The 1,859-nt window shown below is 70.0% G+C and carries 2 protein-coding genes and 1 pseudogene; all 3 read right to left on the bottom strand.

Translation table 11 applies throughout. The features are described 5' to 3' along the window. The coding region (locus tag RH94_RS43885) for an ABC transporter ATP-binding protein (protein ID WP_234425876.1) at positions 1 to 435 on the bottom strand (435 nt) is incomplete at its 3' end. Positions 436 to 548: 113 nt separating this feature from the next. Then, positions 549 to 1,316, bottom strand: coding sequence for an ABC transporter permease (locus tag RH94_RS19100; RefSeq protein WP_073948756.1), 768 nt, complete (start codon positions 1,314 to 1,316; stop codon positions 549 to 551). Positions 1,317 to 1,319: 3 nt separating this feature from the next. After that, positions 1,320 to 1,859: pseudogene (locus RH94_RS43880) on the bottom strand (ABC transporter ATP-binding protein); the annotation flags it as partial.

Here is a 1,859-nt window from a genome sequence, read left to right as displayed (position 1 = left end):
GTCGCCGAGCAGCGCGGCGGCGATGCCGAGCCGCTGGCCCATGCCGAGGGAGAAGCCCTTGGACCGCTTCTTCGCCACCCCTTGCAGACCGACGACTCCGAGCACCTCGTCCACGCGGCGGGCCGGGATGCCGGAGAGCTGGGCCAGGCACAGCAGGTGGTTGCGCGCACTCCGGCCGCCGTGCACGGCCTTGGCGTCCAGCAGGGCGCCGACCTGGCGGGGCGCGTTCGGCAGCCTGCGGTACGGATAGCCGCCGATCGTCACCGTCCCCGCGGTGGGGTTGTCCAGACCCAGGATCATCCGCATGGTCGTCGACTTGCCCGAGCCGTTCGGTCCCAGGAAGCCGGTGACAGCGCCCGGCCGCACCTGGAAGGAGAGGTCGTCCACGGCGGTCTTGTCGCCGTAGCGCTTGGTCAGGCCGACTGCCTCGATCATGCTCCGCACCCATCGAAAGATTCAGGTCAGCGGGGCACACGCCCCCCGTAAGGGTTAGGAGGATAACCGGGCGCTGACGGTTCCGCCCAAAAGGAGGTAAAAACTTCCGGCCGTCAGGCGTCCCGTTTCCGCAGCAGCAGGTAACCGCCGACGAGCGCCGCGATCACCCACAGTGCCATGATCCCGAGGCCGCCCCAGGGGCCGTAGGGCGTGTCGTCGCCGACCGGGGTGACCACCTGCATGATGCGGCCGCCGGCCTGGTCGGGCAGGAACCGGGCGACCTTCTTCGTCGCCGAGACGACGCCGAGGATGCCGGAGATCAGGAAGAAGAACGGCATCAGGATGCCCAGCGACAGCATCGGCGAGCGCAGCATCGCGGCGATGCCCATGGAGAACATCGCGATCAGCGCCATGTACAGGCCGCCGCCGAGCACCGCCCGCAGCACGCCCTCCTCGCCGATCGAGGTGCTCAGCGAGCCGAGCATCGCCTGCCCGAGGAAGAACGCCGCGAAGCTGGTGACCATGCCGACCACGAGCGCCAGCGCGGTCGCCACCGCCACCTTGCTGGCCAGGAAGGCGCCGCGCCGCGGCACGGCGGCCAGCGAGGTGCGGATCATGCCGGTGCTGTACTCGTTGGTCACCACCAGCACGCCGAACACGATCATCGCCAGCTGGCCGAGCCCCATGCCGGCGAAGCTGACGTAGGTCGGGTCGAAGGAGAGCCGGTCCTGCTCCCCCAGGTTGTCGAACTGCTGCCTGGCCAGGGCCGAGACCAGCATGCCGAGCGCGACGGTGACGACCGCGGTCAGCGACAGTGTCCACACGGTGGACGCCACCGACCGGATCTTGGTCCACTCGGACCTGATGACCTGGGTCGTCATGGCTCAGCTCTCCTTCTTCATGTCCGCGGCCGCGGGCTGGGTGGCCGCCGCGGCGGGCTCGGCCTGAGCGGCCTGAGCAGCCTGCCCCGCCTGGCCGGTGTGCGCGTGGTACTCCACCGACCCGGCCGTCAGCTGCATGAACGCCTCCTCCAGCGAGGACTGCCGGCTGCTCAGCTCGTGCAGCACGACACGGTGCTGGGCGGCCAGCTCACCGATGCGCTCCGCCTTGCCGTCCTCCACCTCGAGCAGTCCGCCGTCCCTCTCCACGGCCGTGATCCCGGCCGTCGACAGCACGTCGAGCAGCCGCTCGCGCTCGGGGGTGCGGACCCGGACATGGCACCGGGAGTTCTGGTCGATGAAGTCGGCCATGGAGGTGTCCGCGAGCAGCCGGCCCTGGCCGATGACCACGAGGTGATCCGCCGTCAGCGCCATCTCGCTCATCAGGTGCGAGGAGACGAACACCGTACGGCCCTGGGCGGCGAGCGACTTCATCAGGCCGCGGATCCAGTGGATGCCCTCGGGGTCGAGGCCGTTGACCGGCTC

The sequence above is a fragment of the Streptomyces kebangsaanensis genome (assembly GCF_001906585.1).
Taxonomy (GTDB): domain Bacteria; phylum Actinomycetota; class Actinomycetes; order Streptomycetales; family Streptomycetaceae; genus Streptomyces; species Streptomyces kebangsaanensis.
This window is presented reverse-complemented; position numbering and strand designations above follow the sequence as displayed.